This is a genomic window from Rhizobium sp. P44RR-XXIV, assembly GCF_001999485.2.
Classification (GTDB): Bacteria; Pseudomonadota; Alphaproteobacteria; order Rhizobiales; family Rhizobiaceae; genus Rhizobium.
The window spans coordinates 1,719,058-1,739,539 of sequence record NZ_MPVZ02000029.1 but is presented as its reverse complement, the minus strand read 5'-3'; the positions used below and the strand labels follow the sequence as shown (position 1 = coordinate 1,739,539).

General features: G+C 60.2%; 16 protein-coding genes and 3 pseudogenes. 11 read left to right on the top strand and 8 right to left on the bottom strand.

Translation table 11 applies throughout. The features are described 5' to 3' along the window. Nucleotides 1-14 precede the first annotated feature (14 nt). On the bottom strand, nt 15-1,058 hold the full coding sequence (gene mgrA / locus BSK43_RS33910) for an L-glyceraldehyde 3-phosphate reductase (RefSeq protein ID WP_077470190.1): 1,044 nt from the start codon (nt 1,056-1,058) through the stop codon (nt 15-17). A gap of 409 nt (nt 1,059-1,467) precedes the next feature. Between mgrA and BSK43_RS33905 the strand changes: the two genes are divergently transcribed. From BSK43_RS33905 to BSK43_RS33875, 7 genes and pseudogenes are all read left to right on the top strand, one after another. Then, on the top strand, nt 1,468-2,502 hold the full coding sequence (locus tag BSK43_RS33905; RefSeq protein ID WP_077470189.1) for an ABC transporter substrate-binding protein: 1,035 nt from the start codon (nt 1,468-1,470) through the stop codon (nt 2,500-2,502). 5 nt (nt 2,503-2,507) lie between these two features. Beyond that, nucleotides 2,508-3,319 (top strand): annotated as a pseudogene (locus BSK43_RS33900) (ABC transporter ATP-binding protein). Further along, entirely contained in the window at nt 3,316-4,182 is an 867-nt protein-coding gene (locus tag BSK43_RS33895; protein ID WP_077470188.1) for an ABC transporter permease, read from the top strand. The pseudogene BSK43_RS33900 and the gene BSK43_RS33895 overlap by 4 nt, the downstream one beginning before the upstream one ends. Next, a pseudogene (locus BSK43_RS33890) lies at nt 4,179-5,538 on the top strand (FAD-dependent oxidoreductase). Before BSK43_RS33895 ends, BSK43_RS33890 begins: the two are co-directional and overlap by 4 nt. After that, entirely contained in the window at nt 5,535-6,692 is a 1,158-nt protein-coding gene (locus BSK43_RS33885) for a CoA transferase (RefSeq protein ID WP_077470186.1), read from the top strand. Before BSK43_RS33890 ends, BSK43_RS33885 begins: the two are co-directional and overlap by 4 nt. After that, a pseudogene (locus BSK43_RS33880) lies at nt 6,689-7,464 on the top strand (enoyl-CoA hydratase-related protein). Before BSK43_RS33885 ends, BSK43_RS33880 begins: the two are co-directional and overlap by 4 nt. Nucleotides 7,465-7,499: 35 nt before the next feature. Next, a complete protein-coding gene (locus BSK43_RS33875; RefSeq protein WP_068395504.1) occupies nt 7,500-8,423 on the top strand; it encodes a LysR family transcriptional regulator in 924 nt (307 codons plus the stop codon). A 163-nt stretch (nt 8,424-8,586) separates the two neighbouring features. Here BSK43_RS33875 and BSK43_RS33870 read toward each other — a convergent pair whose 3' ends face one another. Next, entirely contained in the window at nt 8,587-10,140 is a 1,554-nt protein-coding gene (locus BSK43_RS33870) for a sensor domain-containing diguanylate cyclase (protein ID WP_077470184.1), read from the bottom strand. 249 nt (nt 10,141-10,389) lie between these two features. Between BSK43_RS33870 and BSK43_RS33865 the strand changes: the two genes are divergently transcribed. After that, the gene (locus tag BSK43_RS33865; protein ID WP_077470183.1) at nt 10,390-10,617 is read left to right on the top strand and encodes a hypothetical protein; all 228 of its coding nucleotides are present in this window, start codon (nt 10,390-10,392) and stop codon (nt 10,615-10,617) included. 18 nt (nt 10,618-10,635) lie between these two features. Here the strand turns inward: BSK43_RS33865 and BSK43_RS33860 are convergent, their stop codons facing one another. The 6 genes from BSK43_RS33860 to BSK43_RS35930 all read right to left on the bottom strand — a co-directional run bounded on the left by BSK43_RS33860 (nt 10,636) and on the right by BSK43_RS35930 (nt 16,595). Beyond that, nucleotides 10,636-11,526 carry a dihydrodipicolinate synthase family protein gene (locus tag BSK43_RS33860; protein WP_077470182.1) on the bottom strand — a complete coding sequence of 297 codons (891 nt, stop codon included), beginning with the start codon at nt 11,524-11,526 and terminating at the stop codon, nt 10,636-10,638. A 21-nt stretch (nt 11,527-11,547) separates the two neighbouring features. After that, the gene (gene fdxA / locus BSK43_RS33855) at nt 11,548-11,889 is read right to left on the bottom strand and encodes a ferredoxin (RefSeq protein ID WP_077470181.1); all 342 of its coding nucleotides are present in this window, start codon (nt 11,887-11,889) and stop codon (nt 11,548-11,550) included. Between the two features lie 184 nt (nt 11,890-12,073). Next, nucleotides 12,074-14,362, bottom strand: coding sequence for a xanthine dehydrogenase family protein molybdopterin-binding subunit (locus BSK43_RS33850; RefSeq protein ID WP_077470180.1), 2,289 nt, complete (start codon nt 14,360-14,362; stop codon nt 12,074-12,076). After that, the gene (locus tag BSK43_RS33845; RefSeq protein ID WP_077470179.1) at nt 14,359-15,342 is read right to left on the bottom strand and encodes a xanthine dehydrogenase family protein subunit M; all 984 of its coding nucleotides are present in this window, start codon (nt 15,340-15,342) and stop codon (nt 14,359-14,361) included. Before BSK43_RS33845 ends, BSK43_RS33850 begins: the two co-directional genes overlap by 4 nt. After that, a complete protein-coding gene (locus BSK43_RS33840) occupies nt 15,342-15,815 on the bottom strand; it encodes a (2Fe-2S)-binding protein (RefSeq protein ID WP_077470178.1) in 474 nt (157 codons plus the stop codon). Before BSK43_RS33840 ends, BSK43_RS33845 begins: the two co-directional genes overlap by 1 nt. Nucleotides 15,816-16,136: 321 nt before the next feature. Then, nucleotides 16,137-16,595: a hypothetical protein gene (locus tag BSK43_RS35930; RefSeq protein ID WP_246662776.1), complete on the bottom strand. Its 459-nt coding sequence runs from the start codon at nt 16,593-16,595 to the stop codon at nt 16,137-16,139. A gap of 86 nt (nt 16,596-16,681) precedes the next feature. Here BSK43_RS35930 and BSK43_RS33830 point away from each other — a divergent pair, with 86 nt between their 5' ends. From BSK43_RS33830 to BSK43_RS33820, 3 genes are all read left to right on the top strand, one after another. Further along, a complete protein-coding gene (locus tag BSK43_RS33830; RefSeq protein WP_077470177.1) occupies nt 16,682-17,401 on the top strand; it encodes a CDP-diacylglycerol diphosphatase in 720 nt (239 codons plus the stop codon). 292 nt (nt 17,402-17,693) lie between these two features. Then, a complete protein-coding gene (locus BSK43_RS33825) occupies nt 17,694-18,155 on the top strand; it encodes a (2Fe-2S)-binding protein (protein ID WP_077470176.1) in 462 nt (153 codons plus the stop codon). Then, nucleotides 18,152-20,416 (top strand): xanthine dehydrogenase family protein molybdopterin-binding subunit, encoded by a 2,265-nt coding sequence (locus BSK43_RS33820; protein ID WP_077470175.1) that lies wholly within the window; start codon nt 18,152-18,154, stop codon nt 20,414-20,416. The genes BSK43_RS33825 and BSK43_RS33820 overlap by 4 nt, the downstream gene beginning before the upstream one ends. Nucleotides 20,417-20,482 lie beyond the last annotated feature (66 nt).

Sequence of the window (20,482 nt, the reverse complement as noted above, 5' to 3'; positions counted from 1 at the left end):
TTTTGCGGATCAGATCACACAATCTCGTCGTGCGATGGTTTTTCCCAGAGGTTGATACCGCCTTCCACGGCATAGCGATCGATCTCGGCCAGCTCTTCCGGGCTGAATGTCAGATCGTTGAGTGCAGCCACATTCTCTTCGACCTGACGCGCCGAGCTTGCGCCGATGAGCGCCGAGGTGACGCGCGGATCCCTCAGGACCCAGGCAATGGCAAGCTGGGCAAGCGATTGGCCGCGGCGCTTGGCGATCTCATTGAGCGCCCGGGCGCGGTCGATATTTTCTTCCTTCAAATGCTCCGGCCGCAGGAAATCGCCGCCGGGACGATTGACGCGCGCATCCTCTGGAATACCGTTCAGATACTTGTTCGTCAGCAATCCCTGGGCAAGCGGCGTAAAGGCAATGATACCTGCGCCCACTTCGTCGGAAGCCGCAATCAGGTCCTTCTCGATCCAGCGATTGAACAGATTATAGGCCGGCTGGTTGATCAGCAGCGGCACCTGCCGCTCCTTGAGAAGGGCCGCAATTTCGCGCGTCTTGTTGCCGGAATAGGAGGAGACGCCGACATAGAGCGCCTTGCCCTGCCGGACAGCCTGCGCCAAGGCGTCTGCAGTTTCTTCCAGCGGCGTCTCGGCATCGAAGCGATGGGAATAGAAAATATCGACATAGTCGAGGCCAAGGCGGCTGAGGCTCTGGTCGAGACTGGAGAGCAGTGCCTTCTTCGAGCCGCCGCCGCGGCCATAGGGACCCGGCCACATATCCCAACCTGCCTTGGTCGAGATGATCAGCTCATCGCGATAAGCGGCGAGGTCCTGTTTCAGGATATGGCCGAAGTTGATCTCGGCGCTTCCAGCGGGCGGACCATAATTGTTGGCGAGATCGAAATGCGTGATGCCGAGATCGAACGCCTTGAAGAGGATCGACCTTTGCGCATCGAGCGGTGTCGTATCACCAAAATTGTGCCAAAGGCCAAAGGAAATTGCCGGCAGCTTCAGGCCGCTCCGGCCAACCCGGCGAAAATGGGCGGAGTCATAGCGTTCCGGATCGGGATGATATGTCATGAATTGTCTTCCTGTTGGTCACACCGTGCGGACGCCGGTTCGTTTGGACAAGGTCTGCGCTTGGGAACACCTGACCCCAGTTTTTGATCGTTATCGCGATCTCGCGACGCAGGGAGAATGGCAGAGTCCAAATCGATAAGAAGCCATCCCATATTTTTTATCCGCTAAATCAGAGAAGTTTTTTCCAGTGTGGCCTGCATGGGCTCTGACAATCGTGCAGCGCAGGCACCGCGCTTCCATCGCAGCGATCACCTGTCTCTCTTTCGGATCTCGATAACCGTTGCCTTTTTGGCAATCGATAGTGCGCATAATTGTTCTTTATTAGAACGCTGAATTCCCCCATCATCACGGCATCGGTGGATAACGAGACGAAAAGTCCGATCGCCCGATCAACAGGGGAACTATCAGAATGTCTCAATTCATGATGAATCGCCGTCGTTTCCTGTCCAATGCTGCCCTGGTCGGAGGGCTCGCCGCGACGCAGACTTTCGTCGGCGTCCGCGCCGGCAAGGCCGCCGATGTCGCCGAAGTCCGCATGCAGCTCGGCTGGCTCGCTTCGAACGGTCTGATTGGCGAGGTTGCGGCGCAGAAGAAGGGCTTCTTCACCGAACAGGGCATCAACCTCACCATCGTGCCGGGAGGGCCGAATGTCGATGGTGTTGCGGGCGTCGCCGCCGGACAATCCACCATCGGACAGATTTCCTCCAGCCCGTCCGTGATGCTTGCACGCTCGGCCGGCATGCCTGTAAAGGCTTTCCTGGCTGGATACCGTAAGCATCCATTTACATATTTCTCGCTGAAGAAAGCGCCGATCCGCGAGCCGAAGGACATGATCGGCAAGACGATCGCCACCCAGCCCACAGCCTTCATCCTGCTACGCGCCCTCCTCGCCCAGAACGGTATCCCCGAGGACAAGGTGAAGATGGTCAACATGGGTTCCGACATGAACCAGCTGCTCACAGGACAGGCCGATGCCGTGACCGGCTGGGTCACCAATACAAATGCGCTGAAAGTGCTGGGCGACGAGCGCGTCGACATGATGCTGTGGGATGCCGGCCTGCAGCTCTACGCCAACGTCTACTACACGACCGACGAACAGCTCGACAAGCATTCCGACGTGTTGGTGCGTTTCACCACGGCCGCCGCCAAAGGCTGGGGCTATGTCCGCGACCATCCGGAGGAAGCCGTGGACATGCTGGTCGACGCCTATCCCAACCTCGACAAGGCGAGCGAGCTCGAAGCAGTCCGCCCCGTCATCGACTTCTCCTTTGGCGACAGTACCAAGCAGACCGGCTGGGGCGCCATGAACAAGGACAATTGGGCAGCTCAGATCAAGGCCTATGCCGACCTGAAGCAATTTGCCGGCGCTACTCCGACCGTCGACGACGTCGCCACCATGGCGATCCTCGATGCGACCACCGACATCCGCAAACAGATCGGGTGAACGCCATGATGAGCGCCGCCACCATCAAACAGCCTTTGCCTGTTGCCGAAACAGCAAGGCTTGCCGTCTCCATTCGCGATCTCGACATCCGCTTCGGCGACAAGGGCAACGAGTTCACCGCCCTGTCGAATGTCTCCGTCGATATTGCCGAGGGATCGTTCGTCACCATGCTCGGGCCATCGGGCTGCGGCAAGTCGACCCTGCTGCGCTGTATTGCCGACCTTGTCGACATCAGCGACGGCTCGGTTTCCGTGTTCGGACGGCCGCCGCGCCAGGCGCGCGAAGGCCGCGATTTCGCCTTTGTCTTCCAGGAGGCGACGCTGCTGCCCTGGCGCAGCGTCATCGACAATGTCCGCCTGCCGCTCGAAGTCGGCCGGCATGACAAGAGCTCCTATGCCGATCCCATGGAACTGCTCGCTCTCGTCGGCCTGAAGGGGCGTGAAAATGCCCTGCCGCATGAGCTATCCGGCGGTATGCGCCAGCGTGTGGCGATTGCTCGCGCGCTGGTGACCAAGCCACGCATCCTGTTGATGGACGAGCCCTTCGGCGCGCTGGACGAAATCACCCGCGACAAGCTCAACGAGGAACTGCTGCGCATCTGGCGGGAAACGGGCACGACCATCGTCTTCGTGACCCATTCCATTCCCGAAGCGGTGTTCCTCGGCCAGCATGTGCTGATGCTGCAGGCCCATCCCGGCCGGTGAAGGAATTCATGAAGGTCGACCTACCCTATCCCCGCGCGCTTTCCATGCGCGACACGGTCGATTTCATCAAGGTGACAGCGCATCTGCGCAAGCTGCTGGAGGAATGCATATGAGCAATGCCGTGCACTCCGAAATCCAAGGGATCGCCAAGGCCCCACGCAAGGTGGCGATCCTCGATGCGACCGTTGGCGTTCTCTCCTCGAACATGCCGGCAATCCTGGCAGCCCTCGGCTGTATCGTGCTGTGGCAGGCGGTCATCTGGATCTTCAAGATCCCGACCTTTATGGCACCCGCCCCGGTCGACGTCCTCTACGCCTTTCGCGACAATGCCGCGACACTCATGCGCAATCTCCTGCCGACACTGCTCGAAGCCGTTCTCGGTTTCATCTTCGGCAATCTCGTCGCGATCCTGCTGGCGATCTGGTTTGTTCACAGCGCCACTGCGGAAAGGGCCTTCTATCCGATCGCCGTCTTCGTCAAGGCAATCCCGATCATCGCGCTCGCACCGATCCTCGTCCTGATCTTCGGCAACGGCGTCGCCCCGAAAATCATCATTGCCGGCCTCATCTGTTTCTTCCCGACACTGGTCAACATGGTTCAGGGACTTCGCGCGGCGAGCCCCGCAATGCTCGATCTCATGCGGGTGCTTTCGGCCAGCAACTCCGAAATCCTCTGGAAGGTCCGCCTTCCAAGCTCCCTGCCCTTCCTCTTCGCGGCCTTGAAGATCGCGGCGACCAGCAGCGTCATGGGGGCGATCGTCGCCGAATGGATCGGCTCCAGCTTCGGGCTCGGCGCGCTGATCATCGAGGCGACCTACAATTTCCGCTCGCCGCTCCTCTACGCGACGGTAGTGATTGCCGCTCTGCTCGCCGTAATCCTCTTCTTCATCGTGTCGATTGCCGAGGCGAAGATGGTCCGCTGGAAGCCGCCGGCCAGCACTAAGCGCTCAAGAACAACATCAAGGAAACACCAATGACACAGGTTATTCATCAGCCTGCACGGGATATCTCTGTCGTCGATCGCTCCGATGTGGTGGTGGTCGGCGGCGGCCCGGCCGGGATCGCAGCAGCCGTATCAGCCGCAAGGAACGGCGCCAGCGTCACGCTTCTCGAACGCTATCCCTATGTCGGGGGACTTGCCGCCGGTGGGATGGTGCTGGTGCTCGACGACATGATCAACGAACTCGAAATCACCGTGCGTGGCATCTGCATGGAAATGATCGAGCGGATGAAGGTCTGGGGCCTTTGCGTGACGCCCACCGACCGTGATCGCCTGATCGAATTCAGAGAAACGCCGGAGGCCTGGCAGCGCTGGGCGCGCTGGGGTCTTTTCGATTTCCACACCCAGGCGATGCCGCACCCGATCTGCTTTTCGGCGGCGTTCGATCCCGACGCCTTCAAGCGCGCCGCCTACGACATGATTGGCGAGGCCAAGATCAAGCTCAGGACCCATAGCTGGTTCTCCTCGGCAATCGTCGAGGATGGGACGATCAAGGGCGTGATCTGCCAGACGAAAGAAGGCATGCAGGCCATTCTCGGCGATGTTGTCATCGACACGACAGGCGATCTGGACGTAGCAGCCAGCGCCGGAGCCGCACACATCGAATCCAATTTCATCCTGACCACGGTTTCGCGCTGGGGCGGCGTCGATACGGAGGCGGCCGAGCGCTTCGAACGGGAAGAGCCCGAGGCCTTCAAGCTGCTCGATCACGAGGCCAAGCGGCTGATCGGCGGTTGCTGGTCCTTCTGGTGGCTGAAGACGCCGCTGCCGGGCGTTGTCTGGCTGAATTGCCCGCATATGCCGACGCTGAGCGGCCTGAAAGTTGCCGACCTGACCAAGGCCGAAATCGAGGGTCGCTCACGCATTGCGAAATTGCTCGAATTTGCCCGTCAGAAGATGCCCGGTTTCGAGAATGCCTATGTCGTCGATTTCGCACCGCAGACCGGCGTGCGGCAGACACGGCAGCTGGAAGGCGCCTATGTCGTGACCAAGGATGACGTCATGTCACGCCGTCACTTCGCCGATACGGTCTGCCGCGGCCGCGATTATTACACGCCCTATCGGTCAATGCTGCCGAAGGAAATCGATCAGCTGATCGTCGCCGCCGTGGCACTATTCGGCAACTCCGCAGGCACAGAAATCCAGCCGCGAAATCCCGCCCTGCATGGCGATGGGCGAGGCGGCCGGCGTTGCGGCAACCGTTGCTCTCAATGCCGGCACCACCGTCCGCAAGGCCGATATCGGCGCAATACAGAAGCAGATGCGAGCCCAAGGCGCCGACCCCGGCGATATTCCCTCGGAGAACGCAACATATTTGGAGGCTGCAGAATGACCACTTTGCCACTCGACGGAATTCGCGTGATCGACTTCACGCAGGTCATGCTAGGCCCATCCTGCACGCAGGTTCTGGCGGATTACGGTGCCGAGGTCATCAAGATCGAGAAGGTCAAGATCGGCGATCTCTCGCGCTGGTCGCTTGGCTCCGATCCCGACGGCCTTAACAATCCCGTCTTCTGCTCGCTGAACCGCAACAAGAAGAGCCTGGCGCTGGATCTTAAAGAGCCTGGCGCCCGCAAAACGGTCCATACGCTGCTTGAGGCGGCCGATGTCGTCGTCAACAATTTCCGGCCCGGCGTCATGGAGCGCATGGGCTTCGGCTACGAGGACCTGAAGAAGATCAATCCGCGCCTGATCTACGCCGTCGGCACCGGCTTCGGACTGACCGGCCCCTATCAGCACAAGGGCGGGCAGGACGTGCTGGCCCAGGCCGTCTCCGGCGTCATGCGCCGCAAGTCCGACAACAATCATCCGACATCGATCTACGCCACGCCGCTCGCCGATTATTCCGCCGGCATGCATCTCGTCCAGGGCATCCTGCTCGCCCTCCTGCAGCGCGACAAGACAGGCGAAGGCCAGCAGGTGGCCGTCAGCCTCTACAATTCCATGATCGCCATGCAGATGCAGGAAGGCACGACGCATCTGATGCGGCAGAGGGATCTGAACTGGGGCGCATTCCCCCTGACCGGCGTTTTCGAAACCACGGATGGCGCCATCGTCATGGTCGGCGCCTTTAAGCCAAATCCGCTGCGCGACATCTGCGAGGCACTGGAGATTGAGGACCTTTCCCAATATCCGCACTATAAGGATTTCGACGCCCAGATGGCGCGGCGGCCGGAATTGCAGGCGATCTTCCGCGACAATTTCGCCAAAAACAGCACGGCGTACTGGATCGAGCGACTGGAAGGCGTCGATATTCTCTGCGCACCCGTGCGCTCGCTGCCGGAGGCACTGAAGGACGAACAGACCATCATCAACAAGATGATCCTCGAGGCGGGCGAGACAGCAGCTGGCCCGATCCGGCTGATCGGCTCGCCGATCGACATGTCCGCCGCCCAAGTCACCGTGCGCATTTCGCCGCCACAGCTTGGCCAGCACAATGACGAAATTCTGGCTTCGCTGTCCGGGCTCCAGGGGGATGCGGCATGAGCGTTTCCTTTTCCGTAGAGGATCGCGTTGCCCGCGTCACGCTCGACCGCCCGACCGGATGAACGCTGTCGATGCCGGAACCGAGAGAGAACTTGAGGCGATCTGGTCGGAGATCGAACGGCGCGACGACATCAGCTGTGTCGTCCTGACAGGCGCGGGCGAAAAGGCCTTCTGCGCCGGTGCCGACCTCAAGGGCGGCAGCGGCAGTTCCGGGGTCGACTATTGGGCCGTCGGCCGCGAAAACGGCTTTGGCGGCCTCGCCTTCCGCCGTTCGCTCGACGTGCCGATCATTGCCCGCGTCAATGGCTATGCGCTCGGCGGCGGCTTCGAGATGGTGCTCGGTTGCGATATCGTCGTGGCTGTGGAAACGGCCCGCTTCGGCCTACCTGAGGCGAGGGTCGGCCGCATGCCGCTTGATGGCGGCATGATCTTGCTGCAGCGCAAGATCGCCTTCAACCGCGCCATGGCCGTCATGCTGACCGGACGTCAATTCAGCGCACGCGAAATGGCGGACTATGGCATTGTCAATGAGGTGGTGCCAGCTGCGGAGCTTGATGCTGCTGTCGATCGCTGGGTCGCGGATATCGTTGCCTGTGCACCCTTGTCGCTGCGCGCCATCAAGCAGACGGTGAACCGCACTGCGCATCTGGGCCCGGCCGAAGCGCAGGCGCTGCGGACGCCAGCCCTGATCAAGGCGCTGAAAAGCGAGGATGCCATGGAGGGGGTCGCAGCCTTCCAGGAGAAGCGTGCTCCCGTTTGGCGCGGCAGATAGGCATGTTATAGCTTCGAGATTGCCGAGGGCCATCCATGCATGCCAGCATTCTGAAGTATTTCGCCGAGGTCGCGCGTTCCGGATCAATCCGCAAGGCATCCGAGGAGCTGCATGTGGCGACCTCCGCCGTCAGCCGCCAGATCAAGAAACTGGAGGACGAACTAGGCACGCCGCTGTTCGAGCGCTTCTCCGATGGCTTGCGTTTAACATCAGCCGGCGAGATCGTGCTGCGGCATGCCAAGGACACCCTGCACGAATACGAGATCATGAAATCCAATCTCGGCGATCTTCATGGCAAGAGCACGGGCCGTGTGCACATCGCCGCGCTGGACAGCCTCGCCATTCAGTTCTTGCCGGAATTCGTGTCAGGCTTCCACAAGAAGCACCCGGCCGTGGACTTTCGCATTCGCACCGACAATTACAACAATATCTTCCGCTTCCTCGCGGAGGGCGACGTCGATATCGGCGTGACCTTCGACCTTGCCCGGCCGCACGACATGAAGCTGATCCATGGCGTACGCATGCCGCTGATGGCGATCGTCGCCAAGACCCATCCGCTTGCACGGCAGAAATCCGTGACGCTGCAGGAATGCGCGCAGTTCAACATGCTGCTGCAGCTCGACAACGAAGTCATGAGCTCGATGATCGCAGTCGAGCTCGGTGCGCTCAACCGCGTCGGCCGCACCCTTGTCGCGACGAACAATCAGATGATGTTGAAGCCGATGATCCTTTCAGGCGAAGGTGTGGCCTTCTTCACGCCGCTCGGCCTGCTGCGCGAGCTGGAAGCGGGCGATGCCGTGGCGCTCCCGATCGCCGGATCGAAGCTCCAGAATCTCGAAGTCGGCATCGTCGTCTCGCGCCGCCGCCAGCTCACCCACGCGACCGAGGTCGTCGCCCAGTCGATGGGCGAGGAACTGGCGAAATTCGGCGAGAAGATCAACGCGGTGGTCTCAAGGTAGGGGAAGCGGATTTGCCACATCCGGCCGGCATATCTCTCACCGCACGAAGGCCTATTCGAAATCGATTAATTGCCGGACCGCATGAGTAACCGTCTCGGTGGGAAAGCCGTTGCCGCAGCAAAGTCGATCCTAAAGCAGGACAACAGTGTCATCAACGGTGCGACTATGCAGCGGCAAGCCTGCCGTTCCGCTTGTCCGCATACATAGCCTCGTCGGCAGCTCCAAGAAGAGCTTGGGCTGTCGGCCCATCGTCAGGAAATTTAGCGATCCCTACACTGGCCGAAATGGAGATAGTCAGATCTTCAAAATGATACGGAGCAGAGACAAGATGAATGATCTTGTCGGCCACCTCCCGCGCCTCGGCGGCGTTACTTTCGGTCAGCAGTATCACGAATTCGTCGCCTCCCATTCTGGCGGCAAGATCGGAGGATGCAACAATAGCACCAAGGCGCGACGCTACGGAACATAACAACCTGTCCCCGACCTCATGGCCATGACTGTCATTGACGGCCTTAAATCCATCCAGGTCGATGTACAGAACCGCCATGCTGAGTTGCTTTTGCTTGCACCAGACCAATTGCTGCTGAAGTCTTTCGTCGAGCAGCGTTCGGTTCGCCAAGCCGGTCAGCTTATCGTGCTGCGCCTCATGCCGTGCCGCGCGCAAAATTGAGGACGCCTCCACAAGCGCCTTGCCAACTTCGTCCGCCTCCCGCAGGTAGAGGGGCTGAAGCTCGATCTTTTGACCGTAGCCAAGGGCCAAGGCCGGGGTTATCAAATCGGTAATCGACTTCGCGATCGCGCCACCGACAATCCAGACGTAGATCAGCGCTATTACAGCAAAAAGCAACGGGATGAGGATCACCCATTTTAATGAGTCCCAAAGCTTTTGTGTAAAGAACGGCTGAGGAATAGTTAGATATGTAATCCAATGTGTGGCGGGTGATCGGCTGAACAACAAGATCGCCGGCGTTCCGTCGGCCATTATCGTTGGGAAATACCCCTCGTCTCGATGCGAAACCTGATCGAGAATCTCCGAAGGAACTGTTTTTCCGACGTATTGATCCTGGCCTTTCGAGCGTGCGACGATGACGCCGCTGCTGTCGAGGATGCCGGAAACTTGACCGGGGTACGTGTTCTGCCTCGGCAGGATTTCGGCGATACGCTTTGGGAATATCCCGATTGTCAGCGTATAGACAACCCGACCGCTACGGCGAACGGGCATCTGTATGGAGAAGTGAGGCTCCTTGCTGACCGCTCCGATAAATAGATCCGTGATTATGGGGCGGTCGGCCTCAAGCAATTTATCGAATCGCGGCGAGCGGCTCATAGGCAGTGCTGTTCCGTAGGAAACAAGCGTATTAATAATCTGCTGCCCAGACGGTTCGCTCAAAACCACATTGTCAGCCTGTTGCTGATCCTGCACCTCTTTGGCTTGATCGTAAAAGGTGCGATGATCGCCGGAGGTCAGAGCCGGCGAAGTTGCGAGTGCTACAAGAGCGCCCTGGGCAGCGAGCATTTGGCGATCGAGGGCTCCAGTCAGCGCACGCGCCGTAGCCAGAGTATCGTCAAGCAGTTGTTGTTGCTCCACTCTGAAAGAATGATAAGCAAGCCCTGCTTCAGCCAATCCCGCGGGAATGATGCACGCCATTACCAAGCTGATTAAGCTGGAGCGAATGGTAGGCTTCTTGCTAAAGAACATCATCAGCTTGGATTTCATACCGTTTGTCGATAGGCAGCTACTGGATATATGCCTTTTGCACCTGGCGAGGTTGGATGGTTGCGAGCAGATCTGCAATGGTCAACATCGATCACACAGATCAGAGCGTTAAGCTATCTCACAAGTGTAAATGAAATTGTGCGCTCCCAGAGACCATCAAGCACCTCGACACCTTGGATGCCAATGGAGATGCCTCTAAGACGCCGTCATCCGCGTCGGCACTCATGTCATCAACAGTAGGAGGCGGAAGTGCTGTTGACGCGCATGAGCGCCAGATATTTCAAGGGGCTGATCGTTTCGGATCGTGAGGTGATGCGCGACGGCAAACTGATCCGTATCGATTTCGACGTTGCCTTGCGCGAATTGCGGGTACAGGCAAAAGCCGACCTGCCGCGACTGGAGAAGCAATGGCCTCTTGCCCGCGTTTTGTCGGAAGCGACGCGCACCTATTATGCCACGTTGCCCGGCATCTACTGATACCGGGCCAAGGCCACATCACGCTTCAGTCAGCACGCCGATCCGCAAGTCATCGAGGCTCTCCAGCCTCGCCTCGTCGGTAATCTCCAATTGCGGCGGCAGCACTCTCCTCCATCCGGCATTTCCGGTGCGCTTGCCGACAAGATATTTGACCGCAGGAATAAGGGGATTAGCGGCAATGGCCTGCCGCAGGCCGCGAACCTGCTCCAGCAGCGCAACATTCTCCTGATCACGCCATAGCTGCTGCGACGAGCGGGGATCGATGTTGACGGTAGCGGAGATGCATCCGGCATAACCATCGCGGCTGGCATCGGCGAGCGCGGCCTCGGTGCTTGGGAAGACCGCGAAGCCGGTAATCTTGGCAAGTTCGCGCGCATAGGCGAGATTGCCGGAACTGTCCTTCATCCCGTGGATCCTCTCGGGAAAGGTCTCCGCAAGCCGGGCAGACAGCGCTGGCGAAAACTCGATTCCAGTCAATTGCGGGAAATTATAGAGATAGATCGCAATCGGCGTCTCGGCCGTCAGGCGGATAAGCTCTGCAAACCAGACGAATAGCCCATGCTGATCAACCGGCTTATAGTAGTAGGGCGGCAGGACGAGCGCGGCTGAGAAACCGAGATCGAAGGCCCTGCGCGTCAGCGCGACCGTGGTTTCCATATCCGGCGTCCCCGTGCCGACCATCATTCTGGCGCCATCCAGTCCGCGAGCTGCTGTCGTCATCAGTGCGCTGCGTTGCGAGGCCGAGAGCGAATTGGCCTCGCCGGTCGTTCCCAGCACATTCAGGAAATCGCAGCCGTTTTCGAGGCACCAGCGGGCATGTTCGATGAAGGCCTCGCTGTCGATATCACCACGATGATCAAAGGGCGTCGGCACGGCGGCAATCACGCCGGCAATCCGGGTTTTCGTCACGAGAAGACTCCTCACATGGTCTCACAAGCGGTTTTCAGAAGGTACGCGATAGGCGGCGACAAAGGGGTGATCCTGGCTGGTTGTTCGGCTCTTGTCCCAGCCGCCGGGAGCGCCCCAGCCTGTGACCTCATCGGCAAAGAAATCGCGGTTGACGTCGCGGAGGATCAGCCGCTCCGCCGGCATCTCCTGATCCCACAGGATCGCATCGACCGGACAGACGGAAAGGCAGAGCCCACAATTGATGCACTCTTCCGGGTGAATGTAGAACATCCGGCCGCCCTCGTAGATGCAGTCTACAGGGCAGGCGACCGTGCAATCGCCATCCTTGATATCGATGCAGGGCTCGGTAATGACGTAAGCCATGGAGTTCGCCTCACAGCGCTCTCAAGGGCGCTTTCAACAAACTATGACAAACAATAGCGTTCTGAAGAAGCACCGATTTTCGGCTCGGTCGTTGCCGAAACGGCAACGCTATCGGTGCGATATGATTTCCGTATTGGTCGCTTGGGCCGCATATTTGCATCATGCGGCCCAATTCAATTCACCTCTAAAGCAGCTTTTCCAGCGTGATCGGCAAGTCGCGAATGCGCTTGCCTGTCGCATGGAATACGGCGTTGGCAATCGCCGGTGCAACGCCGACAATGCCCACCTCGCCGACGCCCTTGCCGCCCAATGCCGAGGCGTTATGGTCCGGCACTCCGACAGAGATCACCTGCAAATCCGGTATGTCCGAATTCGTCGGTACGAGGTAATCGCCGACATTATTGTTGACGGTCCGCCCGTTGCGCACGTCAACCAGCCCTTCCTCCAGAAGCGCCTGGCCGATGCCCATGATGATGCCGCCCCGCCACTGGCTCTCGACCAGCCGCGGATTGTAGAGGCGGCCGCAATCGAAGGCGGACACCATGCGGGAGACGCGCACCGTGCCGAAATCTTCATCGATCCGCACCTCGGCGAAATGGGCGCACCAGCTGTGCATGGAATAATCGCCCATCGTCGGCCCCTGCACCTTGGCCATGGTCGTCCATGCCTGCACCTGTTCCTGGGCGCTCGCACCTTCCGGCAAGGTATTGCGCCGAACTTCGATCTCCTCTCGCTTGAGCGCAGACATCAGCGACGCCAAGGTCAACGAAGGCGTTTCGCCACGAGGTGAGGCAATGCGCCCGTCCGCGAAGTTCAGCGTGTTCGCCCCGCTATCGCGGAACGGCGAATTGGCATCGCTGAGGGCAAGGCCGATGAGTTCGTCACGCGCGGCAATTGCCGCCTTGTGTACCGCGCCCATGATAGACCCGGCCAGCATCGAGCCACCGGCAATCGCCGAACCCGGCAGCCGTGAATCGCCGAGATAGACCTCGACCTGATCGACCGGAATGCCGAAGACATCTGCGGCACTCTGGGCAAGGATCGTATAGGTCCCCTGCCCCATGTCGATGGCGCCGCTGACGACCTCGACCCTGCCGCTCGAAAGAATGCGGATCATCGCCTCGCTCGGCGCCCGGATGACCGGGAAGGTGCCGCAGCCGATGCCCCAGCCGATCAGGGTCTTGCCATCGCGCATGGAGCGCGGCGCATGGCTTCGCCGCGACCAGCCGAAGGCTTCCGCCCCTTCGGTCAATGCTTCACGTAACCGGCGCGTCGACCAGGGTTTGCCGGATTGATAGTCGTGATCGGCGTAGTTCTTTAGTCGGAGTTCGAGCGGGTCCATGCCGAGCTTGTAGGCAAGCTCTTCCATGGCGCATTCGATGCCATAGGCGCTCGGATTCTTGCCCGGCCCGCGCAGGGCTCCCGGCGTCACGCTGTTGACCGGCACGACGCGATGCTGCGAGGAGAAATTCTCCACCTTGTAGAGAACGGCCGTTGCCGCCCCCGTCTGCTCCGGCCAGTCCGCGGACATGGACGTCTCGCTGGCGCCGCGATGAACGATCGCCTGCAGGATGCCATCTTCGGTCGCGCCGAGCGCGATCTTCTGCCTGGTTCCGGCGCGGCCGCCATAGCTGGTGAAATTCTGCGGGCGCGTGACCGCAAGCTTCACCGGCCGAGCGAGCTTCCTCGCGGCTGCGATTGCGACCGCACCATAGGCCAGCGGCTGCCCCTTCGATCCGAAACCGCCACCAATGAAGGGCGAGATGATCCGGACATTTTCGTAGGGCATGTCGAACCATTCGGAATACATGCGTGCCATGCCGTGCGACCATTGGCTTGGCTCCCAGATCGTCAGCTGGTCGCCGTCCCATTTCGCCGTCAGCCCATGCGGTTCCATCGCAACGTGATATTCGCGCGGCGTGGAGTATTCAGCTTCGATCTTGATCGGTGAGGCCGCAAGCGCAGCCTCGGCATCTCCCCAGGCCGAAGAAAGGGCGTCCACAAGCTTGCCCTCGCCGGCATTTGGGTCGTTAAGATCGGCGACGTGCTGGCTCTGTTCGTAGGTGATACGCACCAGCCTGGCCGCTTCCGTGGCCTGTTCGCGGCTTTCGGCGACGACAGCGGCAATCGACTGGCCGTTGAACTGGACTTCGCGTGGCAACGGATAATAAGGCCCCTCTGCAGGCTTGTTACCGCCCCAGTCTGCGCCGAGTTTGAGACCCAGATCATCCTCCGGTGTCAGCACCAGGAGGACGCCCGGCATTGCCAGCGCTGCCGATGTATCGACCTTCACGACACGACCGGCCGGAATCGTGCTTTGGACAAGGACGGCATAGGCAAGGTCTTCGACCGGATATTCCAGCGCGTAGGTCGCAGTTCCCGTCACCTTCATGCGGCCTTCGAAGCGGGATTGACGGCCGCCGACGGTACCGTCGGATGCATCGCCGTGTTTGCGCGGTTCCATCGTGGTCATGCGAGACCTCCCATTTTCAGAATGGCGCGCGCGACAACGCGTGGCGCAAGCTCGATCTTGTAGTGGTTACCGCCATGGGCAACCGCTCCTTCCACGGCGAAGCGGCTGGCTTTCTCCACGCTTTCGAGATTAAGAGCCTTACCGATCAGCGCCTGCTCCACGGCGCGAGCGCGCCATGGCTTGGTGGCGACACCCCCAATTGCCACGCGGATGTCGCGGACCGTCTTGCCATCGGCTTCGAGCTCGAGGCCAACGGCAGCACTTGCCGCGGCGAATTCATAGGACTGCCGGTCGCGGACCTTGATATAGGTCGAGTTGCGAGCAGCGGCGGAAGCAGGAATGGTGATGCCGGTGATCATTTCGCCCCGCTGTAACAGCGTCTCCCGATCCGGCGTCTCGCCGGGCACCAGGAAGAGCTCGTCGACAGTCATCCTGCGATCCGCAAGCTCCACGACCGCATCGAAGGCGACCAGCGCAACCGCAAGATCGCCGGGATAGGAGGCGATGCAGGCGTCGCTTGTGCCAAGCACGGCGTGATTGCGCGTGACGCCGCCGATCGCCGCACAGCCGGAGCCCGGATTGCGCTTGTTGCAGGCCGGAAAGGTCCCTGGATCGCGGAAATAGGAACAACGGGTCCGCTGCAGGAGATTGCCGCCGATCGTCGCCATGTTGCGAAGCTGGGCGGAAGCGGCAAGAGACAGCGATTCCGACACGGCAGGAAACGCCGCCTGGATATCCCTGTGGTCGGCCACCTCGCTCATCCTGGCGAGCGCACCGATCCTGGCGCCCGCGGCATCGACGGCAATGCCACTCATACCGGAGAGATGGGTGATATCGATGACGGTGTCAGGCTCGCTCACCCCGCATTTGGCAAGATCAAGCAAGGTGGTGCCGCCGGCAAGCAGCATGGCGCCAGCCTGCTGCGCGGCCTTGCCGGCTTCGGCGGCCGATGTGGCGCGGAAATAGGAAAAATCTCGCATCACGCTGCCTCCGCGGCTTCGCGCACCGCCGCAACGATGCTGTTATAGGCCCCGCACCGACAGAGATTGCCGGACATATATTCGCGGATCTCCGTGTCGGAGCCGGCATGACCCTCGCGAATGCAGGCAACTGCAGACATGATCTGGCCCGGCGTGCAGTAGCCGCACTGGAAGGCATCGTGTTCGATGAAAGCGGCCTGGACAGGATGCAGATCGTCGCCTTCGCCGATGAGACCCTCGATCGTCGTTATCTCGCGTCCTTCAGCCTGTGCGGCCAGCGTCAGACAGGAAAGCACGCGCTTGCCGTCGATATGACAGGTGCAAGCGCCGCACTGTCCCTGGTCGCAGCCCTTCTTGGTGCCAGTGAGCGAGAGATGCTCGCGTAGCGCATCAAGCAGCGTGACGCGCGGTTCGAGATCGAGCTCGAACCGCTGCCCGTTGATATCGAGTGCGATGTGGATGGTTCGTGTCATGATAAGCTCCTGCTATCGTCACGAAGGTAAGACCTCCGAAATCTGGAAGAATCTGTTCGACGGCCTACCGGTTGCTATATGATTTTTCAGGAAGACGAGGCCGAAGGCTTTTCGATATAATAGCGGGCGCTCATCTGAATTAAGGCGTGGACAGCGCCTCATATAAACGGAGGAGCCTCCGTTTAAACTAATGCCTGGTTTATTTTCGTCAAGCCCGGATGCTTGAGCAAAACCGCTCTTGGCAGCGGCAACCTCATGAAAAAAGCCGGGACGAGCCCGGCTTTCAAATTCGTTACGGATATGAGGACAGCAGCCCAGCAGTTAGCCGTTCTGGTCGCCGCTATTTTCGGCGCTCGGCTCCTGTTCTTTTTCTTTCAGCACGTCGGTCAGTTTATTGACGCCCTCAAAGCCCGCGACCGCAGCCGCTGCTTTCGTGAGGAAACCCGCATTCGGGTCGACAGCATCAACGGCATCTTCCGCTGCGACGGCACCCGCTACTTCTTCAATCAGTTTTCCGATACCCATTTTAAGCTCCTGATGATTTTGCTCCGCGGCAGGATTGCGGCGATAGAGCATTGCGAACACCTCGTCGCAGGCATCTGAAGGATCACGGGACTGGATACGGTCGCGACCTTTCAATCCCGGAGCGAGGCATGGTTTCCCCGGCTCCTGCCATTTAGGCAACCAAACTGAAGGCGGCATTAGGCGACGATGAAGCGAAACTGATATCCGCATCTTTGCGGCGCCGATCCCGGCATTGGCTTGGGCTTTCGCCATCATGCCGTCATAACGACCTCACAGGCTGACGCTATGTTTCAGCTAATTTCGAGGAATGCCCAAGCTGTTCGAACAAGGGAACTTCGTGCATGACATTGCCCCGCCGCGTCACGGCTCTTGCCGTATCCTTTCTTCCCCTTCTCTTTGCCCCTGCCTTTGCCGATTCCGATGTCCTGTGGAAAATCGTGCATGACAAGTGCGTCGTGCAAACCGCTCCATGCCTCTCGGTCAACACCACAGAACATTATGCCATATTGAAGGACCTGAGAGGCGTCGCCCAAACTCTCCTGATCCCCACAGACAAGATCACCGGCATGGAAAGCCCGGCCCTCCTCGACCCCGCGACACACAACTTTTTCGCCGATGCCTGGGCTGAGCATGGCGATGTCGACGCCCGATTGCCGCATGCCGTCCCGCGCGACGGGATGAGCCTTGCCGTCAATGCAGAACAAGCCCGCTCACAGAACCAGCTACACATCCACATGGACTGCCTGAGCGCCGATGCTCGCGCGGCCTTGAAGGCAGATGCCGATCATATCGGAACCGAATGGGCGCCCCTTCCCGATACCGTCGCCGGCCATCAGTTTGCAGCTCTGCGCGTCAAGGGCGAGACATTGGGCGATTTCAATCCCTTCACGGCACTTGCCAAGACGCTGAAGGACCCGGCAAAGGAAATGGGCGACCATAATCTCGTCGTTGTCGGCGCCGACTTCACCGATGGCCCCGGCTTCATCGTGCTGACAGACGTCGCCCGGCCCGGCATGGGTGGAGAGGATGTGCAGGATCACAGCTGCACGATCATGCGTTAAACCGGTCAAATATTGACCTTGTCACAGCGGCTAGTCGCCGTTCTCGGTCATTGCGGGTTCGGCCAGGCCGGACCCGCAATGACCGATGAAACGGAGCCGAGCCCCCGACTTATGAATCAGACAGCTAAATCCTATCGAGATTCACACTCTAGTGTTTCTGACGAAGCCGCTTCAGTGTTATAGTCCCGGCTTGTGAGCCTGAGCCTAGCGTCATCCGCTTGTTGAGCATTCAGATCATCGAACAGCGCCTGACATTGAGGGTTCGCAATCAAAAAGCCTCAGGAGACGCTTGATGAATCTTCAGATCAACAGCCATTCCTACCAAGTCACGTCCGACGGCGACACGCCGCTTCTCTGGATCATTCGCGACGAACTCGGCCTGACCGGAACCAAATATGGTTGCGGGCTGGCGCAATGCGGCGCCTGTTCGGTCCTGGTCGACGGAGAAGTGGTGCGCTCATGCGTGACGCCACTCGATAGCGTCGTCGGGCGCCAGATCACCACGATCGAGGCGCTTGAGAACGACCCGATCGGCAAGCGGGTGGTCACTGCCTGGGTGAAGCACCAGGTTCCCCAATGCGGGTACTGTCAATCGGGGCAGGTCGTCGCCGCGACCGCGCTCCTGAAGCAAAGCCCCAATCCATCCGACGAAGAGATCGCCGCGGCGATGATCAACCTCTGTCGATGCGGGACTTACAATGCGATCAAGGCGGCCGTCAAAGACCTTTCCTCCAAAGAAGGAGAGACGCTATGACCGAGCCCAGCCCGAATTTTGTTCCTGAGGATGAATTCCCGACCGGGTCTCCGATCAACATCTCACGCCGTGGCTTTCTTCTCGCTTCCGCTGGAGCTGCCGTAGGTGCCTTCGTGCTCGGCTTCGGCGTCCCGGTCGGTACCGCGAGAGCACAGCAGGCCGCGGCCACGATGCCGCCGGGCACGCGCGTCCCCGCATTTCTGGAAATCCGCCCCGACAATACGGTGCGTTTCATGAGCCCCTTCGTCGAAGGCGGCCAGGGCGTTTTCACGGCGATGGCCCAGATCGTCGGCGAAGAGCTCGATGTCGATCCAAAAATGTTCGTCGTCGAAAACGCGCCGACGGGCAACGATTATCTGGTGGTTTATGGCAAGATGCGCATCACCGGCGGCAGCATGTCGGTGCGCACGAGCTACCAGACCATGCGCAAGCTCGGCGCGCTGGCGCGCAACATGATCCTGCAGGCAGCCGCCAAGCGCCTGGATGCGCCGATCGGCGAACTGACGACGGAGCCGGGCCGCGTAATCCATGCTGCTTCCGGACGCTCCCTTGCCTATGGCGATGTTGCAGCGGAGGCGTTGGATCTTCCCGTGCCGGACCCCGCCAGCGTTACCCTCAGGGATCCGAGCCAGTTCCGCTGGATCGGCAAGCCGGTCGAACGCCTGGATGTCTACGACAAGTCAACCGGCAAGGCGATCTACGCGATTGATTGCAAGGTCGACGGCATGCTGCATGCCGCGGTCCAGCATGCTCCGCGCCTCGGCCTGATCGTGGGACGGATCCGCAATGAGGACCAGCTCCGCGCAATGCCTGGCGTTCATTCCGTCCATAATCTGCAAGGCGCTGTTGGCGTGGTTGCCGAGCGGTGGTGGAATGCGAAGCGCGCGGCCGAAGCGGCCCAGGTCGATTGGAAAGAGCCTGGCCCGGATGCCAATCCGGCGTTTCGCCAGATGCCGGCGGACTTCTCGACTACGGCCTTCAGCGATCGGCTGGCAAACGAGCCGGGTCCCGGCAAGGATGCGGAGAATGTCGGCGATACCGCCGGGGTTCTCTCGGGCGCAAAGACCGTCGTCTCGGCCACCTACAAGAGCCAGTATGTGCATCACGCACAATTGGAGCCACCCTCCACCTTGGCGCGCTTCAACCCGGACGGCTCTCTGGAAGTCTGGATGCCCAATCAGGCGCCGGAGCAATTCCAGGCTGATATTGCCAAGCTGACCGGCCTCGACGGATCGAAAGTCACGGTCCACAGCCCGCTTCTCGGCGGCTTTTTCGGGCGACACTTTCTCTACCCCTCCGCCAATCCCTATCCGCAGGCCATCCAGCTTGCCAAGGCGGTCGGGCGCCCGGTCAAGCTCATCTGGAGCCGCGAGGAGGAGTTCCTGCGCGATCCGCTGCGCCCGATGGCCGCTGTCCGCTTCCGGGGCGTGCTCGATGCCGCCGGCATGCCGATTGCTCTTGAAGCCATCAGCGCCTGCGAAGGTCCGACCGAGGGCGTTTTCGGCCATAAAGAAGATTCGCTGGATCCGACGGCGCTGGAAGGATTGACCGGCAAGTCATACGCCATCCCGAACTACCGCATCGCGCAGATCTATGTGAAAAACCCGACGATGCTTGCCTATTGGCGTTCGGTCGGCAATTCCATGAATGACTTCTTTTACGAGACATTCCTGGATGAACTGGCTGACAAGGGCGGGCAGGACCCTTACGAGCTGCGCACCAAGCTGCTGGCGAAAAATGAGCGGCTGAGCAAGCTGCTGAAAGCGGTCGGCGATCTCTCCGGCGGCTGGAAGCGAGGGCCGTTCACCGCGCAAGACGGCACGCGCCGTGCGCGCGGCGTCGCCATGGCATCTCCCTTCGGCAGCCACACGGCGGCGATTACCGAAGTCTCCATCCACAACGGACAGGTCGTCGTGCACGATGTCTGGGAGGCCATCGACCCCGGCAGCATCGTCAATCCGGCGATCATCGAAGCGCAGATCAATTCGGCCTCGGCCCTTGGATTGTCGCAGGTGCTGATGGAGGAAGCCGTCTACAAGAACGGCGAGCCCGTGGCGCGCAATTACGATCTCTATCCGATCCTGCCGCCCGACCGCATGGCGCGCGTGCATGTTCGCATCGTCGAAAGCGGAGCAGAGATGGGTGGCATCGGCGAACCGGGGCTTCCCGCCATTCCCCCGGCGGTGGCAAACGCGGTTTCCACGCTGACCGGCAAGCGAATACGCAGCATGCCGCTCTCCAACTACACCTTTGAAAGCTAAGGCGCGGCTAACGCTGCGCCTGGCACAGTTTCGGCTCCCGGTCCTCTCTTGGCCCGAGAGCCGGCG

What these genes read in the sequence shown, in the direction of transcription:
- BSK43_RS33875 (WP_068395504.1), top strand. Translation starts at nt 7,500, where the DNA reads ATGCATGCCAGCATTCTGAAGTATTTCGCCGAGGTCGCGCGTTCCGGA.
- BSK43_RS33840 (WP_077470178.1), bottom strand. Translation starts at nt 15,815, where the DNA reads ATGACACGAACCATCCACATCGCACTCGATATCAACGGGCAGCGGTTC.
- BSK43_RS33905 (WP_077470189.1), top strand. Translation starts at nt 1,468, where the DNA reads ATGTCTCAATTCATGATGAATCGCCGTCGTTTCCTGTCCAATGCTGCC.
- BSK43_RS33870 (WP_077470184.1), bottom strand. Translation starts at nt 10,140, where the DNA reads ATGAAATCCAAGCTGATGATGTTCTTTAGCAAGAAGCCTACCATTCGC.
- BSK43_RS33885 (WP_077470186.1), top strand. Translation starts at nt 5,535, where the DNA reads ATGACCACTTTGCCACTCGACGGAATTCGCGTGATCGACTTCACGCAG.
- BSK43_RS33850 (WP_077470180.1), bottom strand. Translation starts at nt 14,362, where the DNA reads ATGACCACGATGGAACCGCGCAAACACGGCGATGCATCCGACGGTACC.
- BSK43_RS33830 (WP_077470177.1), top strand. Translation starts at nt 16,682, where the DNA reads ATGACATTGCCCCGCCGCGTCACGGCTCTTGCCGTATCCTTTCTTCCC.
- BSK43_RS33845 (WP_077470179.1), bottom strand. Translation starts at nt 15,342, where the DNA reads ATGCGAGATTTTTCCTATTTCCGCGCCACATCGGCCGCCGAAGCCGGC.
- BSK43_RS35930 (WP_246662776.1), bottom strand. Translation starts at nt 16,595, where the DNA reads ATGATGGCGAAAGCCCAAGCCAATGCCGGGATCGGCGCCGCAAAGATG.
- mgrA (WP_077470190.1), bottom strand. Translation starts at nt 1,058, where the DNA reads ATGACATATCATCCCGATCCGGAACGCTATGACTCCGCCCATTTTCGC.
- BSK43_RS33825 (WP_077470176.1), top strand. Translation starts at nt 17,694, where the DNA reads ATGAATCTTCAGATCAACAGCCATTCCTACCAAGTCACGTCCGACGGC.
- BSK43_RS33820 (WP_077470175.1), top strand. Translation starts at nt 18,152, where the DNA reads ATGACCGAGCCCAGCCCGAATTTTGTTCCTGAGGATGAATTCCCGACC.
- fdxA (WP_077470181.1), bottom strand. Translation starts at nt 11,889, where the DNA reads ATGGCTTACGTCATTACCGAGCCCTGCATCGATATCAAGGATGGCGAT.
- BSK43_RS33895 (WP_077470188.1), top strand. Translation starts at nt 3,316, where the DNA reads ATGAGCAATGCCGTGCACTCCGAAATCCAAGGGATCGCCAAGGCCCCA.